Origin of the sequence: Streptomyces sp. NPDC059718 (assembly GCF_042733315.1) — a bacterium.
Lineage (GTDB): Bacteria > Actinomycetota > Actinomycetes > Streptomycetales > Streptomycetaceae > Actinacidiphila.
Map to the genome: position 1 here is coordinate 230535 of NZ_JBHWGA010000002.1, position 25450 is coordinate 255984.

General features: G+C 71.9%; 21 protein-coding genes, 1 tRNA gene and 1 pseudogene. 11 read left to right on the forward strand and 12 right to left on the reverse strand.

Features of this window, described 5'->3' with window-relative positions:
• Positions 1-139: 139 nt before the first annotated feature.
• From pknB to ACFV3E_RS03580, 6 genes are all read right to left on the reverse strand, one after another.
• A complete protein-coding gene (gene pknB / locus ACFV3E_RS03555; RefSeq protein WP_500533147.1) occupies positions 140-2119 on the reverse strand; it encodes a Stk1 family PASTA domain-containing Ser/Thr kinase in 1980 nt (659 codons plus the stop codon).
• 151 nt (positions 2120-2270) lie between these two features.
• The gene (locus ACFV3E_RS03560; protein ID WP_500533148.1) at positions 2271-3734 is read right to left on the reverse strand and encodes a peptidoglycan D,D-transpeptidase FtsI family protein; all 1464 of its coding nucleotides are present in this window, start codon (positions 3732-3734) and stop codon (positions 2271-2273) included.
• Positions 3731-5119, reverse strand: coding sequence for an FtsW/RodA/SpoVE family cell cycle protein (locus tag ACFV3E_RS03565; RefSeq protein WP_500533150.1), 1389 nt, complete (start codon positions 5117-5119; stop codon positions 3731-3733). Before ACFV3E_RS03565 ends, ACFV3E_RS03560 begins: the two co-directional genes overlap by 4 nt.
• A 25-nt stretch (positions 5120-5144) precedes the next feature.
• A complete protein-coding gene (locus tag ACFV3E_RS03570; RefSeq protein WP_500533391.1) occupies positions 5145-6695 on the reverse strand; it encodes a PP2C family protein-serine/threonine phosphatase in 1551 nt (516 codons plus the stop codon).
• Positions 6696-6752: 57 nt separating this feature from the next.
• The gene (locus ACFV3E_RS03575; protein ID WP_500533152.1) at positions 6753-7274 is read right to left on the reverse strand and encodes an FHA domain-containing protein FhaB/FipA; all 522 of its coding nucleotides are present in this window, start codon (positions 7272-7274) and stop codon (positions 6753-6755) included.
• Positions 7275-7284: 10 nt separating this feature from the next.
• Positions 7285-8130, reverse strand: coding sequence for an FHA domain-containing protein (locus ACFV3E_RS03580; protein WP_500331610.1), 846 nt, complete (start codon positions 8128-8130; stop codon positions 7285-7287).
• Positions 8131-8494: 364 nt separating this feature from the next.
• On the opposite strand from ACFV3E_RS03580, the gene ACFV3E_RS03585 reads away from it, so the two are divergent.
• Both ACFV3E_RS03585 and ACFV3E_RS03590 read left to right on the forward strand, forming a co-directional pair.
• Positions 8495-8578, forward strand: a tRNA-Leu gene (locus tag ACFV3E_RS03585).
• A 526-nt stretch (positions 8579-9104) separates the two neighbouring features.
• Positions 9105-9401 (forward strand): annotated as a pseudogene (locus tag ACFV3E_RS03590) (hypothetical protein); the annotation flags it as partial.
• 174 nt (positions 9402-9575) lie between these two features.
• Here the strand turns inward: ACFV3E_RS03590 and ACFV3E_RS03595 are convergent.
• Entirely contained in the window at positions 9576-10097 is a 522-nt protein-coding gene (locus ACFV3E_RS03595) for a MarR family winged helix-turn-helix transcriptional regulator (protein WP_500533154.1), read from the reverse strand.
• 160 nt (positions 10098-10257) lie between these two features.
• Here ACFV3E_RS03595 and ACFV3E_RS03600 point away from each other — a divergent pair, with 160 nt between their 5' ends.
• Positions 10258-10833 (forward strand): TerD family protein, encoded by a 576-nt coding sequence (locus ACFV3E_RS03600; RefSeq protein WP_431959002.1) that lies wholly within the window; start codon positions 10258-10260, stop codon positions 10831-10833.
• Positions 10834-10900: 67 nt separating this feature from the next.
• Here the strand turns inward: ACFV3E_RS03600 and ACFV3E_RS03605 are convergent, their stop codons facing one another.
• Positions 10901-11515, reverse strand: a complete 615-nt coding sequence (locus tag ACFV3E_RS03605) for an FMN-dependent NADH-azoreductase (RefSeq protein WP_500359617.1) — start codon at positions 11513-11515, stop codon at positions 10901-10903.
• 114 nt (positions 11516-11629) lie between these two features.
• Here ACFV3E_RS03605 and ACFV3E_RS03610 point away from each other — a divergent pair, with 114 nt between their 5' ends.
• Entirely contained in the window at positions 11630-12040 is a 411-nt protein-coding gene (locus tag ACFV3E_RS03610) for a winged helix-turn-helix transcriptional regulator (RefSeq protein WP_499512861.1), read from the forward strand.
• 7 nt (positions 12041-12047) lie between these two features.
• Here the strand turns inward: ACFV3E_RS03610 and ACFV3E_RS03615 are convergent, their stop codons facing one another.
• Positions 12048-12485, reverse strand: coding sequence for a MarR family winged helix-turn-helix transcriptional regulator (locus tag ACFV3E_RS03615; RefSeq protein WP_500533156.1), 438 nt, complete (start codon positions 12483-12485; stop codon positions 12048-12050).
• 56 nt (positions 12486-12541) lie between these two features.
• Complete coding sequence (locus tag ACFV3E_RS03620; RefSeq protein WP_500533158.1) at positions 12542-15025, reverse strand: ATP-binding SpoIIE family protein phosphatase; 2484 nt, start codon at positions 15023-15025, stop codon at positions 12542-12544.
• A 153-nt stretch (positions 15026-15178) separates the two neighbouring features.
• On the opposite strand from ACFV3E_RS03620, the gene ACFV3E_RS03625 reads away from it, so the two are divergent.
• The 3 genes from ACFV3E_RS03625 to ACFV3E_RS03635 all read left to right on the forward strand — a co-directional run bounded on the left by ACFV3E_RS03625 (position 15179) and on the right by ACFV3E_RS03635 (position 17889).
• Positions 15179-16597 (forward strand): DUF2252 domain-containing protein, encoded by a 1419-nt coding sequence (locus ACFV3E_RS03625; protein ID WP_500533160.1) that lies wholly within the window; start codon positions 15179-15181, stop codon positions 16595-16597.
• Between the two features lie 82 nt (positions 16598-16679).
• Positions 16680-17507 (forward strand): hypothetical protein, encoded by an 828-nt coding sequence (locus ACFV3E_RS03630; protein ID WP_499512857.1) that lies wholly within the window; start codon positions 16680-16682, stop codon positions 17505-17507.
• A 49-nt stretch (positions 17508-17556) separates the two neighbouring features.
• On the forward strand, positions 17557-17889 hold the full coding sequence (locus ACFV3E_RS03635) for a rhodanese-like domain-containing protein (RefSeq protein WP_499512856.1): 333 nt from the start codon (positions 17557-17559) through the stop codon (positions 17887-17889).
• Positions 17890-17945: 56 nt separating this feature from the next.
• Here ACFV3E_RS03635 and ACFV3E_RS03640 read toward each other — a convergent pair whose 3' ends face one another.
• Positions 17946-19073 (reverse strand): acyl-CoA dehydrogenase family protein, encoded by a 1128-nt coding sequence (locus ACFV3E_RS03640; protein WP_500533162.1) that lies wholly within the window; start codon positions 19071-19073, stop codon positions 17946-17948.
• 205 nt (positions 19074-19278) lie between these two features.
• Between ACFV3E_RS03640 and ACFV3E_RS03645 the strand changes: the two genes are divergently transcribed.
• The 3 genes from ACFV3E_RS03645 to ACFV3E_RS03655 all read left to right on the forward strand — a co-directional run bounded on the left by ACFV3E_RS03645 (position 19279) and on the right by ACFV3E_RS03655 (position 22075).
• Complete coding sequence (locus tag ACFV3E_RS03645; RefSeq protein ID WP_500533164.1) at positions 19279-19962, forward strand: DUF5819 family protein; 684 nt, start codon at positions 19279-19281, stop codon at positions 19960-19962.
• Between the two features lie 104 nt (positions 19963-20066).
• Complete coding sequence (locus ACFV3E_RS03650; protein ID WP_500533392.1) at positions 20067-21389, forward strand: HTTM domain-containing protein; 1323 nt, start codon at positions 20067-20069, stop codon at positions 21387-21389.
• Positions 21386-22075: a TrmH family RNA methyltransferase gene (locus tag ACFV3E_RS03655; protein WP_500533166.1), complete on the forward strand. Its 690-nt coding sequence runs from the start codon at positions 21386-21388 to the stop codon at positions 22073-22075. The genes ACFV3E_RS03650 and ACFV3E_RS03655 overlap by 4 nt, the downstream gene beginning before the upstream one ends.
• Positions 22076-22120: 45 nt before the next feature.
• On the opposite strand, the gene paaN is transcribed toward ACFV3E_RS03655, so the two are convergent.
• Positions 22121-23797 (reverse strand): phenylacetic acid degradation protein PaaN, encoded by a 1677-nt coding sequence (gene paaN / locus ACFV3E_RS03660; protein WP_500368026.1) that lies wholly within the window; start codon positions 23795-23797, stop codon positions 22121-22123.
• A gap of 131 nt (positions 23798-23928) precedes the next feature.
• Here paaN and ACFV3E_RS03665 point away from each other — a divergent pair, with 131 nt between their 5' ends.
• Positions 23929-25449 carry a 3-hydroxyacyl-CoA dehydrogenase gene (locus ACFV3E_RS03665; protein ID WP_500533168.1) on the forward strand — a complete coding sequence of 507 codons (1521 nt, stop codon included), beginning with the start codon at positions 23929-23931 and terminating at the stop codon, positions 25447-25449.
• Position 25450: the final 1 nt, after the last annotated feature.

The following is a 25450-nucleotide window of genomic DNA, read 5'->3' on the forward strand; positions in this document are numbered from 1 at the left end:
GGGCAGGGGCATGCGGCTGATGGTTGGCGGGGCGGGGGGGGCGGCGGGCCCGCCCCCCCCCCGCCCGGGGGGCGCCAACACCGGCTGGGCCCGGGGCTGGTGTGCCCCCCCCCCCCTTCCGTTTCCGGTGCGTTCGGCGTCAGCCGCCGTTGCCTCCGTTGATGAAGCCTCCGCCACCGTTCTGGTCCCGGGCGAAGATCGTCAGGGTGTCACCCGGCTTCATCTGGGTGCCCGGCTGCGGGTTCTGGGCCTGGACGATGGCGTTCCCGTCCTGCGACGAGCCGGGCGCGAACGCCAGCACCACGCCGAATTCCTGCGCGATGCCGCTGACCTCCCCGACCGTCTTGTTCTTCAGGTCGGGGATCGCGTTGGTGGACGGGGGCTTGGCGATGAACAGGGTGACCGTCTGGCCCGCCTTGATCGTGCTCCCGGCCGTCGGGTTGGTCGAGATGACCGTGCCCTGGGCGTGGTCGGCGGACTCCTGCTCGGTGACGGTCACCTTCAGGCCGTCCGCCTCGAGGATCTGAGTGGCCTCCGCCTGGCTCTTGTTGCTCACGTCCTTGATCGTGACCTCTTCAGGCGCCACGGCCACGGTGAGCGTGATCGTCGAGTTCTTGTCCCGCTTCGCACCGCCCTCGGGGTTCTGCTTGAGGACCGTGCCCTCCTCCTCGTTGGAGGTCTTGGACTGCTTGTCGACCTCGAAGCCCTTTTCCTTCAGCTTCGCCTCGGCGTCCTCGAAGGAGTCACCGGTGACGTCCGGGACCTCGACCTTCTCGGTGCCCTTGGAGAGTTGCAGGGTGACGCTCTGGTCCTTGGGGATCTTGCTGTCGACCTCGGCCGACTGCTTGCAGACGTGGTCCTTGGGCTGGTCGGCGCAGAAGATCGCCTGACCGAAGGTGATGGTGATCCCGCCGTTCGAGGCCCGGTCCTCGGCCTCCGACTTGGTGTCGCCAACGAACTGCGGGACGGCCACCGTGTCGTTGCCGCTGCTGTTCCCGGAGAACAGCGCCTTGCCCATGAAGATCGCGCCGATCAGGACCAGGACGGCCGCGACGACCAGCAGGATCGTGGAGGTGTTGCTCTTCTTCGGCTTGCGCCGGCCGTTGCCCTGGGGCTGGTCGTAGCCGTAGCCGCCGTCGTCCTCGCGCATGGGCGGCAGCATCGAGGTGCCGGCGTCCTGCTGGGGCGGGAGGGCCGTGGTGGGGGCGTCGTTGCCGTAGCCCCCGTAGCCGCCGCCGTTGTAGCCGACGGCGCCCAGCGCGGCCGTGGCGGCGACGGGCTGGCCGTCGAGGCAGGCCTCGATGTCGGCGCGCATCTCGTCGGCGGACTGGTAGCGGTAGTCCGGGTCCTTGGTCAGCGCCTTGAGCACGATGGCGTCCATCGAGGGCGTGACCTCGGGGTCGTAGACGCTCGGCGGCTGCGGCTCCTCGCGTACGTGCTGGTACGCCACCGCGACCGGGGAGTCCCCGACGAAGGGCGGCCGCACGGTGAGCAGCTCGTAGAGCAGGCAGCCGGCGGAGTACAGGTCGGAGCGCGCGTCGACGGTCTCGCCCTTGGCCTGCTCCGGGGAGAGGTACTGGGCGGTGCCGATCACGGCCGCGGTCTGCGTCATGGTCATGCCGGAGTCGCCCATGGCGCGGGCGATGCCGAAGTCCATGACCTTGACCTGGCCGTTCCGGGTCAGCATCACGTTCGCGGGCTTGATGTCGCGGTGCACGATGCCGGACCGGTGGCTGTACTCCAGGGCCTGGAGGATGCCGATGGTCATCTCCAGCGAACGCTCCGGCAGGAGCTTCCGCCCGGAGTGGAGCAGCTCACGCAAGGTGGAGCCGTCCACGTACTCCATGACGATGTACGGGATGGAGACCCCGTCGACGTAGTCCTCGCCGGTGTCGTAGACCGCGACGATCGACGGGTGGTTCAGCGAGGCGGCCGACTGGGCCTCACGGCGGAACCGGGCCTGGAAGGACGGATCGCGGGCGAGGTCCACCCGGAGCGTCTTCACGGCGACGGTGCGGCCGAGCCGGGTGTCATGGGCGATGTACACCTCGGCCATGCCACCACGGCCGAGCACCGAGCCCAGCTCGTACCGGCCGCCGAGGCGACGCGGCTCTTCCATAGCGCTTGCCCTTCCTAAACCGTCCGTGTGGCTGCTCGGGCATACCGTACCCGTCGCCGCGTGCCGATCCCGGTCCTCGCCGGTAGCCGATATACGACCGGTATCGCGACGTGCGACATAGCGCACATCCATGGATACGGTGTGACCGGCATCACTTGTTCAGCACGGCCTCCATGACGCTCTTGGCGATCGGCGCGGCGAAGCCGCCACCGGAGATGTCGCCGCGGTTCGCGCTGGCGTCCTCGACCACGACGGCGACGGCCACCGGGGAGCCGCTGTCCGTCTTCGCGTATGAGATGAACCATGCGTAAGGCTTCTCACTGTTGTCGACGCCGTGCTGGGCGGTACCGGTCTTGCCACCGACCGTGACGCCCGGGATCTGGGCGTTGGTGCCGGTGCCCGACTGCACGACGGTCTCCATCATCTGCTGGAGCTTCTGCGCGTTCTCCGCGCTGAGCGGCTGCGAGAGCTCCTCGGGGCTGATGCTGTCCACGAGCTTGTTGTTCGAGCCGCGGAGCTCGCTCACCATGTACGGCTTCATCAGCTTGCCGTCGTTGGCGATCGCCGCGGCCACCATCGCCATCTGCAGCGGGGTGGCGGCGGTCTCGAACTGGCCGATGGACGACAGTGCCGTCTGCGGCCTGTCCATCTTGGTGGAGAAGTTGCTGGCCGCCACGCGGACCGGGACGAACTGCTCCTCGTTGAAGCCGAACTTCTCGGCCTCCTCGACCATCTTGTCGCGGCCGAGGGTCGCTCCGAGCTTGCCGAAGACGGAGTTGCACGAGACCCGCAGCGCCTCCCTCAGGGAGACGTTCTTGCAGGCGATGCCGCCCTCGTTCTTCAGTTCCTGGTTGTTGGTGTCCGGGAGGATGTACGGCACCTCGGAGTCGGTCGGCTCGTCGATGTCGTCGTACAGCCCGTCCTGCAGCGCCGCGGCCGCCGTGACGACCTTGAACGTGGAGCCCGGCGGGTAGGTCTGCCGCAGTGCCCGGTTCAGCATCGGGTCGTCGGGGTTGTTCTTCTTCTGCAGGGCGTTCCAGGCCTCGCTGTCCTTCTGCGAGTTGCCGGCGAAGGAGGAGGGGTCGTACGAAGGCGTGCTCGCCAGGGCCAGGATGGCTCCGGTCTGCGGGTTGATGGCCGCGACCGCGCCCTTCTTGTTGCCCAGGCCCTCGAAGGCCGCCTTCTGGGCGGCGCCGTTGAGGGTCGTGACGACGTCGCCGCCCTGCTTCTGCCTGCCGGACAGCACGTCGACGGTGCGGGTGAAGAAGAGCCGGTCGTCGTCACCGGTGAGGATCTTGTCCTCGACGCCCTGGAGCAGGGTCGTTCCGAAGGCCTGCGAGGCGTAGCCGGTGACCGGCGCCCACATCTTCCCGTTCTTGAAGGTGGCCTTGTACCTGAAGTCGCTGCCCGTGGTCTCGGTGTGGCCGGTGATCGCCTTGCCGTCGACGAGTATGTCGCCGCGCGGCGTCGCGTACTGGTTGATCGTGACCCGTCGGTTGTTCGCGTCGTTCTTGAGCTCGTCGGCCTGCACGAACTGGATGTAGTTCACCCTGACGAGCAGGGCGAGCACGAGCAGTCCGCAGAAGATGGCGACTCGGCGCAGGGGCTTGTTCACTGGGTCCGCACCACCTGGGTCGGTTCGGCATCGGGGGACGAGGCGGGGGTCGGCGCCGGGCGGCGCGCGGTGTCGCTGATTCTCAGCAGGATGGCGACCAGGGCCCAGTTGGCGATCACCGAGGAACCGCCCTGTGCCAGGAACGGCATGGTCATACCGGTCAGCGGGATGAGCCCGGTGACACCGCCGGCCACGACGAACACCTGGAGCGCGAAGGCCCCGGACAGGCCGATCGCCAGCAGCTTGCCGAAGGGGTCACGGGCGGCCAGCGCGGTGCGGGCGCCGCGCTCCACCAGGAGTGCGTAGAGCAGCAGGATGCCCATCAGGCCCGCCAGGCCCAGTTCCTCCCCGACGGTGGCCAGGATGTAGTCGCTCTTGGCCGCGAAGCCGATGAGCCGGGAGTAACCCTGGCCGAGACCCGATCCGAAGAGGCCACCGGAGCCGAAGGCCCACATGGCCTGCGCTGGCTGGCTGGCGCCCTGGCCGGCCTCGACGGTGCGGAACGGGTTGAGCCAGTCCTCCACACGGCTGTGGACGTGCGACTCGAAGCTGCCGACGACCACCGCGCCGCCCACGGACAGCAGCAGACCGAACACGATCCAGCTGGTGCGCTCGGTGGCGACGTAGAGCATGATCACGAAGAGGCCGAAGAAGAGCAGCGAGGTGCCCAGGTCGGTCTCGAAGACCAGGATGAGGATGCTGAGGGCCCAGATCACCAGGATCGGGCCGAGGTCACGGCCGCGGGGCAGGTACATCCCCATGAAGCGGCGGCTGGCGAGCGCGAGCGCGTCCCGCTTGACCATCAGGTAGCCCGCGAAGAACACCGCGATGATGATCTTCACGAATTCACCGGGCTGGATGGACATGCCCGCGACGGTGATCCAGATCCGCGCGCCGTAGACCGGCGGGAAGAACACCGGGAGGATCAGCAGGACCAGCGCCACGACCATCGAGATGTAGGTGTAGCGCTGCAGGATGCGGTGGTCCTTGAGGAAGACCAGGACGCCGAGGAAGAGCGCGACGCCCAGCGTCGACCACATCAGCTGCGTCGGCGCGGAGGAACCGCCGGGGAGCGTGGGCTCCTGGTCCAGCCGCCAGATGAACACCAGGCCCATGCCGTTCAGCAGGGTGGCGATCGGCAGCATCAGGGGGTCCGCGTAGGGGGCGAACTTGCGGACGACCAGGTGCGCGACGACGGCGATGGCGCCGAGGCCGAGGCCGTACGCGAGCATGCCGGCGGGCAGGGTGCCCTTCTTCGCCAGCCCGACGTTCGCGTACGCGAAGACCGGGATCAGGACCGCGAAGACCAGGAGCGCGAGCTCGGTGTTGCGGCGGCTCGGTGCGCCGACGGATGTGATGGTCGTGGTGTTGGTGACAACGCTCATGCTGGACTGACGCCCCTCCTGCTCACTAGCTGCCGCTGGGGCACTGTTGGGCCAGCGACTGGTCCTCGTCGGAGAGGGTGGGGCTGGTCGACGGGCTGGTGGAGGGGGTCGTGCCGGGCTTGGGAGAGCCGGACGCGTCGGGGGACGGGCTGCCGGTGGTCTTGCCGGTGGCGGTGTCGGCGCCCTTCTGCGCGTCCTTCTTGGCCTTCTCCGCCGCGGCGGCCTTGGACTTGTCGATGGCTTCCTTGGTCTGGCAGACCTTCGCCTGGTGCTCGAGCTCGTCCGCGGTCCGGCGCGCGTCGCCGAGTCCGCTGGCGGCGATCGTGGCCGTGACGTACTTGCGCTGGTTCTGCGGTAGGTACTTGAGTTCGATACCGGGGCGGTCCTCATGGACCTTCGACAGGTTGACCCAGGCCAGTTTCTGCTCGATGCCCTGGTAGATCGCCGCGTGGTCGCCCTTGACGCCGACGTAGTACTGCGTCTGGGTCCAGCGGTACGCGCCGTACAGGCCGCCGCCGATGACACCGAGGACGACCAGCAGGAGCAGCGAGCGCTTGAGCCACCGGCCGCGTCTGCGGGGCTTGCTCAGCTCCTCGTCCTCGAACGCGCCGAAGCCGCCCACGGGGGCGCCGACCTGCGGGTTCCCGCTCCCGGGCGGACCGAAGGCACCGTCGGGGGCCGGCGGACGGCCGAGCTCGGAGGCGCGGCCGGCCGGGGTCTGCAGATGCCGCGGGTCGGACAGCGGCGAGTGGTGCCGGCTGTCGGCGACGGCGCCCACGACGACGGGGGTGTCGTGGAGCTGCGCGGCCAGGGTGTCGCCGTCGTCGATGTCCAGGACGTCGGCGACGATGCAGGTGATGTTGTCGGGGCCGCCGCCGCGCAGGGCGAGCTGGATCAGCTCCTGCACGGTCTCGGCGGGCGCCTGGTACCCGGCGAGGGTGTCCTCGAGGGTCTGGTGGCTGACGACGCCGGACAGGCCGTCGGAGCAGATCAGGTAGCGGTCGCCGGCCCGGACCTCGCGGACCGACAGGTCGGGCTCGACCTGGCCGCGGCCGTCCAGGGCGCGCATCAGCAGCGAGCGCTGCGGGTGCGTGCCGGCCTCCTCCTCGGTGATCCGGCCCTCGTCGACGAGCCGCTGCACCCAGGTGTGGTCCTGGGTGATCTGGGTGAGCACGCCGTCGCGCAGCAGGTACGCACGGGAGTCGCCGACGTGCACCAGGCCGAGCCGCTGGCCGGTCCAGAGCAGGGCGGTGAGCGTGGTGCCCATGCCCTCCAGCTGGGCGTCCTCCTCGACCATGACGCGCAGCTGGTCGTTGGCCCGCTGCACGGCGGTGGCGAGGGAGGTGAGGATGTCCGAGCCGGGGATGTCGTCGTCGAGGGGGACGAGGGTGGAGATCACCTCGGAGGAGGCGACCTCACCGGCGGCCTGGCCGCCCATGCCGTCGGCGATGGCGAGCAGCCGCGGGCCGGCGTAGCCGGAGTCCTCGTTGCCCTCCCGGATCATTCCCTTGTGAGAGCCGGCGGCGAAGCGCAGCGACAGAGTCATGCGCACCTCGCCCGTCGGCTCCGGGTACATCCGCACGCTGCCCACCCTCTCGCTCGCGCTCGCTGGCTGTGCTCGCCCATTGTGCGACTACTTCCGCAGCTCGATGACGGTCTTGCCGATGCGGATCGGGGCACCGAGCGGGATCGGGGTCGGCGTGGTGAGCCGGTTCCGGTCCATGAAGGTGCCGTTGGTGGATCCCAGGTCCTCGACGATCCAGTTGCCGTCGCGGTCCGGGTAGATCCTGGCATGGCGGCTGGACGCGTAGTCGTCGTCGAGCACGATCGTGGAATCGTGAGCCCGGCCCAGGGTGATCGTCTGCCCCTGGAGCGCGACCGTGGTGCCCGCGAGCGAGCCCTCGGAGACCACCAGCTTGGTGGGGGCACCGCGCCGGGCCCGGTTGTTGTTGTTCTGCTGCTGGCGGCCCTGCGCGGGCTGCGCCTGCTGGCGCTGCTGCGGCGGGCGCGACTGGGCCTCGCGGCGCCCGCCCGCCCGTTGGGTCACCCGCGTGCCGAACAGGTCGCTGCGGATGACCTGCACGGCCACGATGACGAACAGCCACAGTACGGCGAGGAAACCCAACCGCATGACCGTCAGGGTCAGCTCTGACATTGCCCCCGCTTCACCCTTCGGCTTGCCGGTACACGATGGTGGTACTGCCCACGACGATCCGTGAACCGTCGCGGAGCGTAGCGCGCTGGGTGTGCTGTCCGTCCACCACGATGCCGTTCGTCGACCCGAGGTCCACGACCGTCGAGGGCGATCCCGCCCTGATCTCGCAGTGGCGGCGGGACACACCGGGGTCGTCGACCCGGACGTCGGCCTCGGTGCTGCGGCCGAGCACGAGGGTCGGACGGGAGATCTGGTGGCGCGTGCCGTTGATCTCGATCCAGCGGCGTACGTTCATGCCGGCGCCACCGGGGGCCGTGGGGCCGCTCCCGGGGAGCCTGGTGACCGGCGCGGCGCCGGGCGGCGGACCGGCCGGCATCGGCGGCGGGCCCGCGGGGCGCTGCGGGGCCTGCGGCGGGTAGCCGTAGCCACCGCGGCCGGCGGGGGGCTGTTGTTGCTGCTGGTACTGCTGCTGTTGCGACTCGCTGGAGGCGAGGGTGCGGCTGCGCACCCGGTACAGGCCGGTGTCGAGGTCGTCGGCCTTCTCCAGGTTCACCTTGATGTTGCCCATGAAGGTGTAGCGCTGCTGCTTGGCGTAGTCGCGCACCATGCCGGCGAGCTCCTCGCCGAGCTGGACGGCGTACGGGCTCAGCCGCTCGTAGTCGGAGGTGCTGAGCTCGACGATGAAGTCGTTGGGGACCACAGTGCGGTCCCGGTTCCAGATCGTCGCGTTGTTGTCGCACTCGCGCTGCAGGGCACCCGCGATCTCCACGGGCTGGACCTCGGACTTGAACACCTTGGCGAAGGTGCCGTTCACGAAGCCCTCGAGACGCTGCTCGAACTTCTTGAGTACTCCCACGGTGCACCTCCCTCCTCGAGGTCCTGCGGTTGCGCACGGCGGTCCGCCGTGGTCTTCCGGTCCGATCCTTCCGGTACTGCTTACTGATCGTATCCACGCACTGGGAAAACCGCTGGTTCCCCGGTCGGTCCCACGGGACCGGTGTCAACAGTGCCATGGTCCGCGGCCGCTCCCCCACAGGGATGGTAGAGGCGGCTCATGCCAGTGTCCCGCAACAGAGGACGGTTCCCCTCGCTCGGGGGTGCCCGGAAACGGATGTGATTCCACCCTGAGCAGCGTGCTAATGTTCTGGGTGTCGGAAGGGGCTGACGCACCGGACGGGGAAGACCCCAAGGTGTGAAGGGATCCGGAAGACAACACCCATGCGCGGGTGGCGGAATAGGCAGACGCGCTGGATTCAGGTTCCAGTGCCCGAAAGGGCGTGGGGGTTCAACTCCCCCCTCGCGCACACAGTGGAGACGGGTCTCCGATCGTGACGAAAGTCGCAGTCGGGGGCCCGTTTCTCGTGCTCCGCGTCCTGCGCCCGGAAGTGACGCAGGCCACGCGACGGCCACGGCTTCCGGCGTTGCGGGTCTAGTGCGGCCCGTTCGTGGAGAGTTCATCTTCCGCCTCTGCCCTCCCTGGCGTCTCACTGTGGACACAGGAGGGGAATCAGGGCGGGGAAGATCCGAACGGGGCGTGTCGCGACGGTGGTTGCCGTGGCGGCCGCCGCGGTGGCGACGGCTACGGGGACCTGGTCGTCCCGGCTCCCACGGCCAAGGTCGGGGGCAAGGGCGCGCGGGCGCGGTCGTCGTCCTCCACGGCTCCAAGAGCGGGGTGTCCACCACGCGCAAGGCCGTCATCACGCAGAACACCGCCGGCGTCCCGGACAGCGCGGCGCGCGGGTGCTGGTCGGCGGTTACGACGGCTCGGTGGAGTTCGGCGGCACCTTCAAGGGGGACGGCTCGGTCGGCGTGAAGTCGCTCAACGACGTCATGCCCTCGGTCGCGGGCGTCCAGCCGGCCGACCTGCGGCGCGACGGGTCCGTCGACCTGATCGTGACGTCGATCCGGATCGGCGGCCGGACCGGCGGCCTGGTCTACGTCAACCCGGAGGTGGGCCGAGGTCCGCTGGCCGGTGACGGCACGACCACCGCCGTCGGGGACGTCAACGGCGACGGTTACAACGACCCCCCCCCCCGGTGCCCGAGCGCGTCGGAACCCGAGGAGCGGTTCGGCACCACCCTGGCGCTCGGCGACGTCAACAAGGACGGTCACCCCGAAGTGATCGTCGGCGCCAGGGTGAGGACAACGTCAAGGGCGCGGTCTGGGTCCTGCCCGGCACGTCCACCCGGCCCACCGGGAAGGGCAGTGTCGAGCCGACCGCCGCGAAGCTCGGGGTGGCTGGGGAATACCCGCAGGTCGGCGGTGTCCAGCCGTCCTGACCGCCGCATGCCGGCGGGAGGATCACCAGCCGGCGTGATGTGCGTCGCGCTCGCCGACGGGGGGCTCGCCGCCGGCCTCGGCGAAGGCCTGGAGGGCCTGGACGAGGTGGCGGCGTTGTCCTGCGGGCATCGCGTCGACGATGCGGGCGATCTCGGCCCGGCGGCGCTCCGTGACGTCGTTCACGGTGCGCCGGCCGGTCGTGGTCAGCGAGATGACGGTCGTGCGCCGGTCGGTGGGGGAGGCGTCGCGCGTGACCATGTCGATCGCCACCAGGCGGTCCAGCATGCGCAGCGCCGTGGAGGGCTGGACGCCCAGTTCCGCGGCGAGCTGCGAGAGGTTCAGCGCCCCGTGCGTCTCGAGGACGACCAGCATGCGCAGTTGCGGCAGGGTCAGGGCCTCCTCCACCGCGGCGAGCGAGCGGGCGGAGACCGCGACGAGGAGCCGGGACGCGGTCAGCAGGGCGCCGACCATCTCCTCGGCGGTGCTCCCGGGGTCGTCGGCGCCGGTGGGGGAGTCGGACGGAGCGCGGGAGCCGGTGGCCATGGGTCCTTTCTACCGCTCCCACGCCCGTCGCACGGGCGTGTACGGCACTCAGGTGAACGGGTGCGGCGCCGGGAACCCGCGGCGCGGGAGAACCGTTGACCGATTGGGCAAAGGAATCGTCAAGGGGCGCGGCCCGCGCCGGAATGAGCAGGGAGATCCCATGGGTGTCAGCCTTTCCAAGGGCGGCAATGTCTCGCTGACGAAGGAGGCCCCGGGACTGACCGCGGTCACCGTCGGTCTGGGCTGGGACGTCCGTACGACCACCGGCACCGACTTCGACCTCGACGCGAGCGCGCTCCTGGTCAACGCCGAGAGCAAGGTGGTCTCGGACAAGCACTTCGTGTTCTTCAACAACCTGAAGAGCCCGGAGGGCTCGGTGGAGCACACCGGCGACAACCTCACCGGCGAGGGTGAGGGTGACGACGAGCAGGTGAAGGTGAACCTGGCCACCGTGCCGGCCGAGGTCGAGAAGATCGTCTTCCCGGTGTCGATCTACGACGCCGAGAGCCGCCAGCAGTCGTTCGGCCAGGTCCGCAACGCCTTCATCCGTGTGGTGAACCAGGCCGACAACAACGAGCTCGCCCGCTACGACCTCTCCGAGGACGCCTCGACCGAGACGGCGATGGTCTTCGGCGAGCTGTACCGCAACGGCGCCGAGTGGAAGTTCCGCGCCGTCGGCCAGGGCTACGCCTCGGGCCTGCGCGGCATCGCGCAGGACTTCGGCGTCAACCTGTGAGCCTGGGGTAGCCGTACGCCCGGGCGGCCGGGCACGTACGACGACGGAGGGGCGGCCGGGACGGGGGTCAGGCGACGCGCGCCGCGAGCTCCTTGGCCTTGGCGGTGGCCTGCTCGTGGGCCTTGGTGCGGGAGGCGTCGGAGGCCTCGATCAGGCCGGACATGGCCGGGACGACGCGGGCCAGGGTCAGCTCGGGGACGATGAACTCGACGTCGGTGATGCCGAGGCAGCCCTGCAGGACCTTCTCCAGGTAGTTGGTCACGAACTCGAAGTCCTCACGCGGGGTGCCGGGGCCGTAGCCGCCGCCGCGGCTGGCCACCACGACGACCGGGGTGTCCGCGGCGGAGGGCTGCTCGCCCGCGGTGCGGCCCAGGATGATCACCTGGTCGAGCCAGGCCTTGAGGGTGCTGGGGATCGAGAAGTTGTACATCGGCGCGCTGATCAGGAGGGCGTCGGCCCGTTCGAGCTCGTCGGCCAGCTCGCTGCGCAGCGGGTGCTCGGCACCGCCCACGTAGTGGGTCGCGTCGAGGTGCGGCACGGGCTCGGCGTTCAGGTCGCGGTAGATGACGACGCCGCCCGGGTGCTGGGCCTCCCATTCCTTGCGGAAGGAGTTCGCCACGTCACGGGACGCGGAGGTCTCGGAGGGCCAGATGGACGAGTCGAGGTGCAGCAGCGTGGGCATGGGGGTGCCTCCACTTCCGTAAAGTTCGGAGTGAAAAATTCGTGCGTTGCTATTGCTATCACAGGACCTTACTTTTCTGCAGCACGCAACGGCAAGCCGGGTACCCTTGTGGCCATGGGACAGGGGACTGAGCCGGCCGCGCACGACGCGGAGCCGTGCGCCAAGGTCGACGTCGGGCTGACCCGCGTCTTCGGGATCCTCGGCAAGCGCTGGAGCGGCCTGATCGTGGCCGTCCTCACGCAGCGGCCGGCGTACTTCGTCGAGCTGCGCCGGGCCATCCCCAAGATCAGCGAACGGATGCTCTCCGACCGGCTCACGGAGCTGGCCGAAGCGGGCATCGTCGTCCGCGAGGTGGACCCCGGCCCGCCGCTGAGGGTGAGCTACCGCCTCACCGAAGCCGGCGAGGCGCTCGGTCCGGCCCTGGGGGAGCTGGGGTCGTGGGCGGAGAAGTACCTCCCCGACGGCGCCGCCGCCTGCACGGAGGGCGCGGAGGCCTGCGGCTCAGGGGCGGGGGCGACCGGCTGACGCCGGGTCAGCCCTGCTGCTCCGCGGCGTCGTTGTAGCGGGTCAGGTAGGCGGCGAAGCGCTCCAGGTCGGTGTCGTCCCAGTCCGCGAGCCTCCCGCACACGATGCGCCGTGCGGCGCGGGTCGCCTCGGCGAGCACGGCCGCGCCCGCCGCGGTCGGCAGCAGCACCTGGACGCGGTGGTCGGCGGGGTCGGGGCGCCGCTCGACGAGACCCAGCCGCTCCAGGGTGGCGACCTGGCGGCTGACCGTCGACTTGTCGAGCAGGAACGCCTGCGCGAGGTCCGTGGCCCGGCAGTCCCGGTGCTCGCTCATGTGGGCCAGCAGCGTGTACGCCACCAGGGACAGCTGCGGGTGCATACGGGCCGCCGCGGTGCGTGCGCGGCGGGCGAACGCGGTCATCTCGCGATGGATCGTCTCGACGGACGCGCCTTTGCCGGCCTGCATGCTTGTAGGTTACATCTGACCGGATCGGGGTGGTCCGACCCGGTTCGCCCCCAGGCTCAGACGGGCAGCGGCAGCTCGAACCAGACGACCTTGCCGACCGCCTTGCGGCTGGTGCCCCAGCGCCGGGAGAGGTTGCTGACCAGGGCCAGGCCCCGGCCCTCCTCGTCGTCGGCGTCCGCGCGGCGCAGCTGCGGCAGGTTGTGGTCGTCGTCGCTGACCTCGACCAGCAGCTTGCCCACCCGCATCAGCCGCAGCGACACCTCGTGCGAGGCGACCCGCAGCGCGTTGGTCACCAGCTCGCTGACCAGGAGCTCGGTCAGGTCGCTGACCCCCTCCAGCCCCCATCGCGACAGCTGCTCACGGGTGAGCGCGCGTGCCCGCCGGACGTCGGAGAGGTCCATCGACAGCCGCCACTCGGCGACGTCCTCGGGGGGGATGCCCTGGAAGTTGGCGACCAGCAGCGCCACGTCGTCGCGACGGTCGTCGGAGTGGACCCGGCTGAGGATCTGCTCGCAGACGTCCTCGGGGGTCTGCTGGGGCTCGATGACGTTGGAGCACAGCGCCGCCAGGCCGGCGTCTATCCCCTGGCCGCGCACCTCCACCAGGCCGTCGGTGCACAGCACCAGCCAACTGCCGTCCGGTACCGGGATCTCGACCGTCTCGAAGGGCACGCCGCCGACGCCGATCGGGGCGCCCTTGGGGATCTGCAGCAGTTCGCTGCGGCCGTCGTGCCGGGCCAGCACCGGCGGGATGTGGCCGGCGTTGGCCAGGGTCAGGGTCCGGTGGATCGGGTCGTAGACCGCGTACACGCACGTCGCCAGGTGCTCGGCGCCGAGGCGGTGGGCGAGGTTGTCCAAGTGCCGCAGCAACTGCGCGGGCGGCAGGTCGAGGGCGGCCATCGTGATCACGGAGGTGCGGAACTGGCCCATCACGGCCGCCGACAGCAGACCGTGGCCCATCACGTCGCCGACGATCAGCGCCACGCGCCCGCCGGGCAGCTGGATGGCGTCGAACCAGTCGCCGCCGACCTGGGCCTGACGGTCGCCGGGCATGTACCGGTGGGCGATCCGCACCCCGGGGATGCGGGGCGGGCGGGTCGGCATCATGCTGCGCTGCAGGGTCGCGGCGGCGCGCGACTCCAGGCGGTGCAGCCGGGCGTTGTCCAGGTGCACGGCGCCGCGGGCGGCGACTTCGGCGGCGGTCGCGGCGTCCTTGGCGTCGAAGGGACGGCGTCCGGGGTGGCGCAGGAAGCACATCCGTCCCAGCACCGTGCCCCGTGCGGTGAGCGGTACGACGACCATCGACCGCTCGGGCAGTAACGGGCCGAGTCCAGGGACGCCCAGGTCGAGCGCGATGTCCCGGGCCAGTGCCGGGTCTATCACCGGCACGAGCAGCGGCTCGCCCAGCCGCGGGGTGGAGTCGGCGGGCAGCGGGATCAGTTCGCCCTCCGGCAGGGCGGCCGCCCACGGGCCGGGAGTGGTGTCGGTGTGGGCGACGGCGACCCGGCGCGCGATGATCGTGTCCCCGGTCAGGTCGTCCTTCGGCGGCTCGGCGTCGGAGAACAACTGGTCGACGACGAGGACGGCGGCGAAGTCGGCGAAGCGCGGCACGGTGACGGCGCACAGCTCGCGGGCGGTCGTCGCCAGGTCGAGGGTCGTGCCGACCTTGGCCCCGGTCTCCCGGAGCAGGGCGAGCTGCTCGTCCAGCACGTGGCCCGGGGCGAGCGAGACGCTGGGGGCGGCCACCGGGACCAGTACCGGCGCCGGGACGTCGCCGCGGGGGCCGGGCAGCAGCTCCGGGTGCGCGGGCCGGGTGCGCCGGGCGGGCCGGGTGGGCCGCGCGGTGCGGCCGGTGGCGGGGTTCGCGGCGGGCTGGGCCACGGTCGTGCCGTGCTCCTCGGGGAGCACGGGGAGCAGCACGGTGCCGTCGACCTCCACCGCCGGGTAGCCCAGGGGCACGATCTGACGGACGATCCGGTCCAGCCGGCCCGCGCTGACCCGGGGCAGCACCGAGCCCAGCCGGCCGGCCAGGTGCTCGGCGTGCGCGGGGTCGGCGGCCGGGGCGAGCCGCGGGATGATGCGGACGGCGCCGCGGGCGGTGGTGCCGTCGGCGGTGTAAGGCAGCAGGTGGTCGCCGAGCGCGAGGCGCGGCCCGGTGTCCCGCAACGGGCGGGCGTTGGCCGCGATCACCAGCAGGCTCGGGCCGGCCGGCTCCATGATGCGGTAGGACCACCACACCACGTCCTTGACGCCGCCGTCACGGTCGGTGGTGGGCAGCGATCCCGCCCAGGCGGACCGGGTGAACTCGTCCAGCACCTCCAGGGCGTCCTGCTCGCCGGGGTGCCGGCCCGCGGTGTGCGGCAGCAGTCCGGCCGCCGGGCGGCCGAACACGCCTTCCCAGCGGTGGCCGAAGAGCTCCTCGGCGCCGCGGTTCCAGTACGAGATGTCACCGTCGGGACCGACGCAGAGCACGGCGAGGCGTACGAGCGCGGAGACACCGGTGGCTGCGAGCGGGGTCGTGGTCGTGGGAAGCCTGGTCATCTCGTCCAACGTCGGGCACCTGCGGTTCGGCTGCGGTTCGGCGCGGAAGGCTGAAAGAGCATCAGGGTCGGGTCTTCACCGTCCAGGCAAGCATGAAACATCGGACGCGGTCCGGTAAATGGCTAGATTGCCCCCAGGAGTGACCAACCGGGCATGGCCCGTGGGGAGGAAGAGCACGTGGAGCACAGGCTTCCGCACATCGCGGGGTTCCAGAGATGGCCGCACGACGGCGCGCCCAAGCAGGAGGGCAAGGCGCTCCGGGAGGCGGTGCCGCGCGAGGCGCACGCGGTGTTCACTCCGGGCGCCGACCGGCCGGGCGCGGCAGAGGCGGTGCGCGATTCGAGCCTCGGGCGCATCCCGGAACTCGTCCCGCTGCGGGTGGGGAGGATGGCGGCGAGCCCCTTCGCCTTCCTGCGCGGCTCGGCCGGGCTGATGGCGGCCGACCTCGCGGGCGGCCCGGTCACCGGGATCGGCGCCCAGATCTGCGGGGACGCGCACGCCGCCAACTTCGGCCTGTACGGGGACCACCTCGGCCGGCTGGTCATGGACATCAACGACTTCGACGAGACCGTCCACGGCCCCTGGGAATGGGACGTCAAGCGGCTGGCCGCCTCCCTGGTGCTGGCCGGGCGCGAGGCCGGGGCCGACGAGGACACGTGCCGGGGCGCCGCCTTCGACGCGGTGGGCGCGTACCGGCGCACCATGCGGCTGCTGGCGAAGATGCCGGTGCTGGACGCCTGGCACGCCATCGCCGACGAGGAACTGGTCGCGCACGCCGACGCCCGCGACCTGGCGGGCACGCTGCGCCTGGTGGCCGGGAAGGCGCGCCGCAACACCAGCGCCAAGTTCGCGGCGCGGGCCACGGAGGAGGTCGAGGGCGGCGGCCGCCGCTTCGTCGACGCGCCCCCTGTGCTGCGCCGGGTGCCGGACGGGGAGGCGGCGGCGGTCGCCGGGGCCCTGTCGGAGGGCGGCTACCTGGCGACGATCGGTGCGGACCGGCGGCCGCTGCTGGCCCGGTACGCGGTGCACGACGTGGCGTTCCGGGTGGTCGGGACGGGCAGCGTGGGCACGAGGTCGTACGTGGTGCTGCTCCTGGACCACCTCGGTCAGCCGCTGGTGCTCCAGGTGAAGGAGGCCCGGCCCTCCGCGCTGCTGCCGTACCTGGGGAAGGCCGGGTTCGACGCGCCCGCGGTGGAGCACGAGGGGCGGCGCGTGGTGCTGGGCCAAAAGCGTATGCAGGTCGTCAGCGACAGCCTCCTGGGCTGGGCCGACGTGGACGGCCGTCCCCACCAGGTGCGGCAGTTCCGCAACCGCAAGGGCAGCGTCGACCCCGCGGCACTGGAGGCCGGCCTGATAGACGACTACGCGCGGATGACGGGCGCGCTGCTGGCCCGGGCGCACGCGCACTCCGCGGACCCCCGGCTGATCGCGGGCTACTGCGGCAAGGGCGGGCAACTCGACGAGGCGGTCGCGGCCTTCGCGGTCGCGTACGCCGACCGGACCGAGGCGGACCACGCCGAGCTGGTGGCGGAGGTGCGGGCCGGGCGGATCGCCGCGGAACAGGGCGTGTGAGGGCCCGGGCGCCGGTGTGCCGGGGGCAGGTACGAGGCCGTACCCTGTGACCGGCGCCCCCCACTCCTCGTAGGCTGGACCGGTGACGAATTCCCCCGGCACCGAGTCGGCCCCCGGCACCGAGTCGGCCGCCGCATCCTCCGAACCCCAGGACCGGCTGGCCCAGGCGGTGCGTGCCGCCGAGCGGGCCCTGATCGAGTTCGAGATCGCGGTGGAGACCTTCAGGGTGGAGGTCGAGAACTTCTCCCGGCTGCACCACCAGAAGCTCGGCCCGATGTACGCCCGGCTCGACGAGCTCGACGCCCTGATCGCGGAGGCGGTCGCGGCGAAGAGCGGCTCCCGCGAGGACATCCAGCGTGCCTGGGAGGCGCGCGCCCTCGTGATGCCGATGCCGGGGGTGGAGGAGCTCTTCGAGGGCCTGCTCGGCTCGGACGGGGTCCGGCCCCAGGAGGACCCGAACCCGCCGCGCCGCGTGCGGCCGGGCAAGGAGGCGCAGCGGCTCTACCGCGAGCTGGTCCGCAAGGCCCACCCGGACCTGGCGCAGGACGAGGCCGAGGTCGAGCGCCGCAGCGAGTTCATCGCCCGGGTCAACGAGGCGTACACCTACGCCGACGAGCAGCGCCTGCGGGAGCTCGCGGAGGAGTGGGAGGCCGGGCCGGTCCCGGAGGAGGAGCAGCCGAGCGAGGCCGAGGTGCTGTACGCGCGGCTGGAGTGGCTCGCGCAGCGCAAGGAGCGGCTGGCCGCGCTCGCCGCCGACCTGGAGAACAGCGCGATCGCGCAGATGATGAAGCTCGCCCCGGAGGACCCGGACGGGCTGCTCAACGAGATCGCGGAGAACCTCCTCAACCAGGTCGCCAACCGGGAGGCCCGGCTGGCGGAGCTGGTGCGCTCCTCGAAGGGGTCCGATTAGCGGGTCGGGTACGTTCGACGTGCACGCCCCGACCGAAGGAGTCCGTTCCATGTTCTACGCCCAGCTGCCCGCGGTGGACGCGGCGCAGGTCCCCGCCGACGGCTACCTGCTCGACGTCCGGGAGCACGACGAGTGGGACGCCGGGCACGCCGAGGGCGCGGTGCACATCCCGATGGGCGAGGTCGTGGCCCGCATCGAGGAGGTCCCGGCGGACCGCCGGGTGCACGTCGTGTGCCGGGTCGGCGGCCGCTCGGCGCAGGTCGCCCAGTACCTGATCGCGCAGGGCCTCGACGTGGTGAACGTCGACGGCGGCATGCTGGGCTGGGAGGCCGCGGGCCGTCCGCTGGTGACGGACGGCGCGGGCCCGGCGCACGTGCTCTGAGGCCCGCGGGGCTGTGGGGCGGCGGCGACGGGCCGTGGGCGGGCGCTCGGGCGCTCTCAGGCCTCGGCGGCCAGCAGGTCGCCCAGCTCCTCCTCGTGGGCGGCGGCGGGGCCGAGGGAGAGCTCCAGCTGTTTGGCCCAGGCGTGGTAGCGGTGCAGCGGGTAGTCGGTGTCGGCGCCGAAGCCGCCGTGCAGGTGCTGCGCGGTCTGCACCACCCGTCGTACGCCCTCCGAGGCCCAGATCTTGGCGACCGCGACGTCGGCGGGGTCCAGCCGCCAGGCGGCCTGCCAGCAGGTGACCTCCATCGCCCGCAGGTCGATGTAGCGGTCGGCGGACTGCATGGCCACCGCCTGGAAGGTGGCCAGCGGGTGCCCGAACTGCTCGCGCTTGGCGGTGTAGGAGCCAGTCATGCGCAGGACGGCGGTGCCCAGCCCCAGCGCCAGGGCGCAGGTGCCGGTGGTCAGCAGCCGGCGCAGCCGGTCCCAGGCGCCGTCGGCGGTGATCACGTCGCCCGCGGGGACGCGGACGGCGTCCAGCCGGAGCTCGGCGTGGCGCTCCCCGCTGGTCGAGATCTGCTCGGCCGCGGTGACCGCCTCGCGCGGGACGAGGGCGATGACCGTGCGGCCTCCGGCGGCGGAGGCCGGGACCAGGACGAGGTCGGCGTGCGGGGCCCAGGGGACGGCGGTCTGGACGCCGTCGAGCAGCCAGTCGTGGGCGGCGCCGTCCCCGTCCGCGTCCCTGTCCGCGTCCACGGGCCGCGCGGTGACGGCGAGCTCCGCGCCGTCGTGGCCGGTGCGGCCCGCGGAGGCGACGGTCAGGACGAGGTCGCCGCGGCCGACCGCGGGCAGCAGCCGGGCGCGCAGCTCCTCGGGGCCGTCGCTCTGCACGGCGAGCGCGGCGGCACAGGTCTCCAGCAGCGGCACCCGGGCGAGTACGGCCCCGGCCTCGCGCAGCACCAGGCACAGTGCGACCGGGTCGAGGCCGGCCCCGTCGTACGTCTCGTCGAGCACCAGCCCGAGGAGGTCGGCGGCGGCCAGCCGGCGCCACAGCGGGCGGTCGAAGTCCTCCGCCACCGCGCCGGCGGTGAGTGCGGGGCTCGGTACGGCGTCGGCGGCCACGTCGGAGAACACCGCCCGTGCCGCCTCGACGGCCGCCAGCTGCTCCTCGCTGAAGCTGAAGTCCATGGCCCGACCTCCCGGACGCGTCCATTCTGACGGTGTGTCAGATTAGGCGGACCGGGCGGGGAAGTCCACATCCCCGTCGCCGCCTCCCTGCCCCTCCCCGTGGCGCCCGCGGCCCGTGCTGACCGGGACGGCTGTACCGCACGTGTGTGGCATGAGTACCGTTCCGTGCTGAGCGGAACACGGGGAACACGAGCGGAGAACCACGATGGAGCCACCCGAGGAGTCCGGGGGACCGGCCGGGATAGCCGCGCTGTCGCCACCCGCCCGGGCCGTGGTCGCGCTGGCGCTGGCCGCGGCCGCGGTCGGCGTCGCGGTGCACCTGCTCATGGTCTTCCTGCACGTCGCGCCCACGAACACGGCCACCAAGAAGCACGGCGATCTGGTCGGCAGCTACATCTACCCTGAGTTCGAGCAGAACTGGAAACTCTTCGCACCCAATCCGCTCCAGCAGAACATCCACGTCTGGGCGCGGGCCGATGTCCACAAGGACGACGGCACCGACCGGGTGACCGGCTGGGTCGACCTCACGGCCATGGACATCGCCGCCATCAGGCACAACGTCCTGCCCAGCCACACCCAGCAGAACGAGCTGCGCCGGGCGTGGAGCTTCTACGCCGCCTCCCACGGTGAGAAGGACAAGCCCATCGGCGTGCGCGGCGAGCTGAGCAGGCAGTACCTGGAACGCATCGTGGAGGACCGCATCGGGCCCCGGCTCGACGGTGGCGACGTCGTCCGCCTGCAGGTGCGCACCGGCACCACGCCGGTCGCGGCCCCCACCTGGAGCCCCGAGGAGATCGATACGCGCACCACCTTCCAGGTGCTGCCCTGGTGGAACGCGCACACGGCGGACGAGGACGAGGGAGACGAGAGCGGGGAGGACGCGTCGTGAGCGAAGCCGTGAACGAGTCCGCGCACGGCGCGGCCGGGGAGCCCGTGGACCGCCCCGTACCCGAGCCGGCGGCGGCCCGTGGCCGCCCGGCCCCCGCCGTCCGCCTGGCCCCCGTCCCGTCCCCCTTCGCCGGACTGCTCGACTCCGCCGCGGGCGGTCTGTCGCGTGGCCTGGCCCGGATCACCGGCACCACCGTCGGCCCGTACCAGACCGCCGTGGTGCGGATCGGCATCTCACTGGCCTGGCTGCTGTTCCTGCTGCGCGAGTGGCCGCACCGCCACGAGCTCTACGGGCCGGACGGCGCGTGGAGCTGGGACCTGGCGAACCGGCTCGTCGCCGACAACCACGCCTTCACCCTGCTGCTGTGGGGCAGGGCCGACGCGTGGTTCGAGGTCGTGTACGCGGGTGCGATCGTGGCGAGCGCGATGCTGCTGCTCGGCTGGCGGACCCGCACGGCCTCGCTGCTGTTCATGATCGGCGTGCTCTCCCTGCAGAACCGGAGCGTGTTCGTCGGCGACGGCGGCGACAACGTGATCCACCTGATGGCGATCTACCTCGTCTTCACCCGGTGCGGGCAGGTCTGGTCGCTCGACGCCCGCCGCCGCGCCAAGGGGCGGGACGGCGACGGCGCGGGGATCGCGCTGTGGATCGTCCTCGGGCTCGTGCTCACCGTGGCGCAGCTGCTCGGGCGTACCGGCCTGAACTGGACCGACGGCCTGCTGCCCTGGCTCGGCTGGACCCCGTTCCTGTGGGGCTTCCTGCTGCTGCAGGCCGTGTGGTGGGCGGTGCGCCGGTACGCGCCGGGCGAGCCGAAGGCGGTCCTGGGGATCCTCGCCGACATCCTGCACGCCGCCGGTCTGCTGGTGATCGTCGTCGAGGTGTGCCTGATCTACGCCACGGCGGGCTGGTACAAGGTCCAGGGTTCGCGCTGGCAGGACGGCACGGCGGTGTACTACCCGCTCCACCTGGACGACTTCAGCCCCTGGCCGGGGCTGTCCCACGCGATGGCCGCCAGCGGGCTGATGGTCATGGTGATCACCTACGGCACGGTGATCGTCCAGGTCGCCTTCCCCTTCACCCTCTTCAACCGCCGGGTGAAGAACGTGCTCCTCGCGTTGATGATGCTGGAGCACGCCTCGATCGCCGTCGTCCTCGGACTGCCGTTCTTCTCACTGGCGATGATCGCCGCCGACGCGGTCTTCCTGCCCACCGGCTTCCTGCGCTGGGCGGGCGACCGGGTGGCGCGTCCGCTGCGGCGCGGCGCGGGACGCGACGGGGGAGCGGGCGCCGCCGGGGAGCCGGAGGACGGCCGGCCGCAGGACGCGGAAGGCGCGGAGGGCACGGAGGACGCGCAGGCGCGGGCAGTCGCGGGGCAGCGAGGGCCGGGACCGGCCGGCGAGCCCACCCCCTCTAATCTCGTGGTGTGAGCACCAGCCAGGACGACGCGGCCGAGCCGCTGCAGTACGACGACGGCTTCGGCCCCGAGGTCGGGGTCGGGCCGCACCCGCGGCCCTGGCCGGAGGACCCGCGCTACGACGCCGAGCTGCTCGCGCAGGGCGACCGCCGCAACGTGGTGGACGGGTACCGCTACTGGACGCGGGAGGCGATCGTCGCCGACCTCGACACCCGGCGCCACGACTTCCACGTCGCCGTCGAGAACTGGCAGCACGACTTCAACATCGGGTCCGTGGTGCGCACCGCCAACGCCTTCCTGGCCAAGGAGGTGCACATCGTGGGGCGGCGCCGCTGGAACCGGCGCGGCGCCATGGTGACCGACCGGTACCAGCACGTGCGCCACCACCTGGACGTCGCGGCGCTGGCCGCGTGGGCGGCCGCGGAGGACCTGCCGATCATCGGGATCGACAACCTCCCCGGTGCCGTGCCGCTGGAGACCACCGAGCTGCCACGGCGCTGCGTGCTGCTCTTCGGGCAGGAGGGGCCCGGGCTGACCGACGAGGCGTGGAAGCACGCGGCGGCGGTCTGCTCGATCGCCCAGTTCGGCTCCACGCGCTCGATCAACGCGGGCGCCGCGGCGGCCATCGCCATGCACGCCTGGATCCAGCGTTACGCGCAGGTGGGTCAGGTGGGTACGGAGCAGCCCCGTCCGGAGTGACAGGGCTGCTCCGGACGGGGCTGTCGGTGGTGCGGGCGGGCCGGATCAGGCCTGGCGGCGGACCTCGATGACCCGGAAGCGGCTCGCGACGAAGGCGCCGTCGCACAGGGCCGCGTTGGCGGCCGGGTTGCCGCCGGAGCCGTGGAAGTCGGAGAAGGCGGCCGTCTGGTTGACGTACACCCCGCCGGTCAGGTTGAGGGAGAGCTGGGCGGCCTCCTCCAGGCAGACCTCCTCGATCTGCCGCTCCACCTCGCCGGAGGTGGTGTAGGCGCCGACCGTCATGGCGCCCTTCTCCCGCACGGTGCGGCGCAGCAGGTCGACCGAGTCCTTGGAGGAGTCCATGGCGACCGCGAAGGCGACCGGGCCGAAGCACTCCGACATGTAGGCGGCCTCGTCGTCCGGCTTGGCGCCGTCCAGCTTCACGATCACCGGGGTGCGGACCACGGCGTCCGGGAAGTCGGGGTGCGCGACCTCGCGGGAGGCGAGCGCGACCTCGCCGAGGGAGGCGGCGGCCTCCAGGCGGGCCTTCACGTCGGGGTTGACCAGGGCGCCCAGCAGGGCGTTGGCCCGGGCGTCGTCGCCGAGCAGCCCGCCCACGGCGGCCGACAGATCGCCCACCACCTCGTCGAAGCCCTTGTGGCCGTCGTCGGTGGCGATGCCGTCACGCGGGATCAGCAGGTTCTGCGGGGTGGTGCACATCTGGCCGCTGTACAGGGACAGGGAGAAGGCCAGGTTGGACAGCATGCCCTTGTAGTCGTCCGTGGAGTCGACGACGACGGTGTTGACGCCGGCCTTCTCGGTGAAGACCTGGGCCTGGCGGGCGTTCTCCTCCAGCCAGTCGCCGAAGGCGGTGGAGCCCGTGTAGTCGATGACGCGGACCTCGGGGCGCAGCGCCAGTGTCTTGGCCAGGCCCTCGCCGGGCCGCTCGGCGGCCAGGCAGACCAGGTTCGGGTCGAAGCCGGTCTCGGCGAGCACCTCGCGGGCGATCCTGACCGTCAGCGCCAGCGGGAGCACCGCGCGGGGGTGCGGCTTGACCACGACCGCGTTGCCGGTGGCCAGGGAGGCGAAGAGGCCCGGGTACCCGTTCCAGGTGGGGAAGGTGTTGCAGCCGATCACGAGCGCGATGCCGCGCGGCACCGTCGTGAAGTCCTTGCGCAGGGTCAGCGGGTCGCGCTTGCCCTGCGGCTTGACCCACTCGGCCGTGCCGGGGGTGCGCACCTGCTCCACGTAGGCGTACGCGACCGCTTCGAGGCCGCGGTCCTGCGCGTGCGGGCCGCCGGCCTGGAAGGCCATCATGAAGGCCTGGCCGGAGGTGTGCATGACCGTGTGGGCCAGCTCCGTGGTGCGCGCGTTGATCCGGGCCAGGATCTCCAGGCAGACCAGGGCCCGGTTCTCCGGGCCGGCCTCGCGCCAGGCGGGCATCGCGGCCTTCATCGCGGGGAGGAGCACGTCGACGTCCGGGTGCGGGTACTCCACACCCAGCTCGATGCCGTACGGGGACACCTCGCCGCCGGTCCAGCCGTCGGTGCCGGGCTGGTCCAGGTCGAAGCGGGTGCCGCGCAGGGCGTCGAACGCGGCCTGGGCGGTCTCGCCGTCCGCGTATGCCTTCGGGTGCTCGGGGTACGGAGACCAGTACTCGCGGGTACGGATCGCCTCGAGCGCCTTGTCGAGCGTCTCGCGGTGCTGTGCGACCGACGGGACAGCGGTGAGATCGGCAGCCATGGGGCCAACTCCTCGTCGAGCTGGATTGGGGTGGGCAGGGTGCTGGCTTCCCCGCTAGATTAACCGAATGTTCGGTCGGGACAAGGGGGCCGGCCGAAGCTGTGGACAACTGGCGAGGAGCAGTGGCGGCGATGAGCGCTCTTGACCGATCCAGCACGGTCGCGGTGGTGGGCACGGGGACGATGGGCCAGGGGATCGCCCAGGTCGCGCTGGTGGCGGGCCATTCCGTACGGCTCTACGACGCGGGCCCCGGCCGGGCCGAGCAGGCCGAGCGGGCCCTGGCGGAACGGCTGGACCGCCTGGTGGAGAAGGGCCGATTGCCCGCCGCCGAGCGTGACGCGGCCCGCGGCCGGCTCTCGGCCGTCCGGGAGATCGAGGAACTGGCGGGCGTGTCGCTCGTCGTCGAGGCGATCCTGGAGGACCTGGGCGCCAAGCAGCAGCTCTTCACGGCCCTGGAGTCGGTGGTCGCCGAGGACTGCCTGCTGGCCACCAACACCTCCTCCCTGTCGGTCACCGCCGTGGGCGGCGCGCTGCGGTGCCCGGGCCGCTTCGTCGGCCTCCACTTCTTCAACCCCGCCCCGCTGCTGCCGCTGGTCGAGGTGGTCTCCGGCGCCGCCACCGACGAGGCCGCCGCCCAGGCCGCGTACGACACCGCCGCCGCCTGGGGCAAGACGCCGGTGCGCTGCACCGACACCCCCGGCTTCATCGTCAACCGGGTCGCGCGCCCCTTCTACGCCGAGGCCTTCCGGATCCACGAGGAGCGCGTGGCCGACCCCGCCACCATCGACGCGGTGCTGCGGGAGAGCGGCGGTTTCCGGATGGGCCCGTTCGAGCTCACCGACCTCATCGGCCAGGACGTCAACGAGGCCGTCACGCGCTCGGTGTGGGACTCCTTCTTCCAGGACCCCAAGTTCACCCCCTCCCTCGCCCAGCGGCGGCTGGTGGAGTCCGGGCGGCTCGGCCGCAAGAGCGGGCACGGCTGGTACGACCATGCCGAGGGCGCCGCCGCCCCGGCCCCCCGCACCGCGGGACCGGAGAAGCCGCCCGCCGAGGTCACCGTGTGCATGGGCGGCCGCGGCCCGGCCGCGGTGCTGCCCCAGCTGATCGCCGAGGCGGGCATCGAGGTGCTGGACGGCGAGGTCGCCGACCCGGACGACGGGTACCTCGAGCTGCCCGGCGGCGGCCGGCTCTACCTGGCGGACGGCGGCCCGGCCACCACGGGCCCGGCCGTCGACTACGTGCAGTTCGACCTCGCGCTGGACTACCGGGTGGCCACCCGGGTCGCGATCGCGCCGTCCGACTCGGCACGCCCGGAGACCGTGCAGGCGGCGATCGGGCTGTTCCAGGCGCTGGGCAAGAAGGTCAGCGTCATCGAGGACGTGCCGGGCATGATCGTCGCCCGTACCGTGGCGATGCTGGTGGACTTCGCCACCGACGCCGTCGCCCGGGGGGTGGCCTCAGCGGAGGACGTCGACGCCGCGATGCGGCTCGGCGTGAACTACCCGCGCGGTCCGCTCGCCTGGGGTGCCGAACTCGGCCCGGAGTGGGTCCGCGAGGTGCTGCGCAACCTGCACCAGGCGTACCCCGGCGGGCGCTACGCGCCGTCCCGTCTGCTGAACCGCCGCGCGGCGGCCGAGGGGAGACTGCTCTAAT